Consider the following 240-nt stretch of genomic DNA (forward strand, 5'->3'; position numbering starts at 1 on the left):
GTGCGCCGGACAGGATTCGAACCTGCGACCTGCTGATCCGTAGTCAGCTGCTCTAATCCGCTGGGCTACCGGCGCATACCGCTTGTTTATCCTCTTGCGGTGAAGAGGTGTGCGCCGGACAGGATTCGAACCTGCGACCTGCTGATCCGTAGTCAGCTGCTCTAATCCGCTGGGCTACCGGCGCATACCGCTTGTTTATCCTCTTGCGGTGAAGAGGTGTGCGCCGGACAGGATTCGAAC

At 59.2% G+C, this 240-nt stretch carries 2 tRNA genes; both read right to left on the minus strand.

Going from position 1 to position 240, the window contains the following annotated elements:
- Nucleotide 1 precedes the first annotated feature (1 nt).
- A tRNA-Arg gene (locus tag EMB92_RS11420) sits at nt 2-75 on the minus strand.
- Nucleotides 76-110: 35 nt separating this feature from the next.
- Nucleotides 111-184: transfer RNA gene (locus EMB92_RS11425), tRNA-Arg, on the minus strand.
- Nucleotides 185-240 lie beyond the last annotated feature (56 nt).

Origin of the sequence: Bifidobacterium callitrichos, from assembly GCF_008698085.1 — a bacterium.
GTDB classification, from domain to species: domain Bacteria; phylum Actinomycetota; class Actinomycetes; order Actinomycetales; family Bifidobacteriaceae; genus Bifidobacterium; species Bifidobacterium callitrichos.